Genomic DNA, 1,145 nt, shown 5'->3' on the forward strand with positions numbered 1-1,145 from the left:
CGGCGTACGGCGGCGGTGATGGGTCCGTAGGTCGAGCCCCAGCCGAGGACGAGCGTGTCCGCCTCGTGCGGGTCGTCGACCTCCAGGTCCGGGACGTCGATGCCGTCGATCTTCGCCTGGCGGATACGGACCATGAAGTCGTGGTTGGCCGGGTCATAAGAAATGTTGCCCGTGCCGTCCTGCTTCTCGATCCCGCCGATCCGGTGCTCCAGCCCCGGCGTGCCCGGAACCGCCCACGGACGCGCCAGCGTCTGCGGATCCCGCTGATAGGGCCAGAACACCTCGGTGCCGTCGTCCAGGGTGTGGTTCGGCCCCTTGGCGAACTGCACGCTCAGATCGGGCAGCTCGTCCAGCTCGGGGATCCGCCACGGCTCGGAACCGTTGGCCAGATACCCGTCGGACAGCAGCATCACCGGCGTCCGGTACGTCAGCGCGATCCGGGCCGCCTCCAGCGCCGCGTCGAAACAGTCCGCGGGCGTCTTCGGGGCGATCACCGGGACCGGCGCCTCACCGTTGCGGCCGTACATCGCCTGCAGCAGATCCGCCTGCTCCGTCTTCGTCGGCAACCCGGTGGACGGACCGCCACGCTGGATGTCCACCACCAGCAGAGGCAGCTCCAGCGACACCGCCAGACCGATCGTCTCCGACTTCAGCGCCACACCGGGACCGGACGTCGTCGTCACCGCCAGGGACCCGCCGAACGCCGCACCCAGCGCCGCACCGATCCCCGCGATCTCGTCCTCCGCCTGGAACGTCCGCACACCGAAATTCTTGTGCTTCGACAGCTCATGCAGAATGTCGGACGCCGGAGTGATCGGATACGACCCCAAAAACAGCGGCAGATCCGCCTGCCGCGAAGCCGCGACCAGACCATAGGCCAGAGCCAGGTTCCCCGAGATGTTCCGGTAGGTGCCGACCGGGAACGCCTTCGCCGCCGGCGCCACCTCATAGGAGACCGCGAAGTCCTCCGTCGTCTCCCCGAAGTTCCAGCCCGCCCGGAACGCCGCGATGTTCGCCGCCGCGATCTGCGGCTTCTTCGCGAACTTCGACTTCAGGAACTTCTCCGTCCCCTCCGTCGGACGGTGGTACATCCAGCTCAGCAGACCCAGCGCGAACATGTTCTTGCTGCGCTCGGCCTCCTTGCG

General features: G+C 67.9%; 1 pseudogene. It reads right to left on the reverse strand.

What is annotated here, in order from left to right:
* Nucleotides 1-1,145: pseudogene (locus ACIPSA_RS51430) on the reverse strand (2-oxoglutarate ferredoxin oxidoreductase subunit alpha); the annotation flags it as partial.

The sequence above is a fragment of the Streptomyces sp. NPDC086549 genome (assembly GCF_044746205.1).
Classification (GTDB): Bacteria; Actinomycetota; Actinomycetes; order Streptomycetales; family Streptomycetaceae; genus Streptomyces.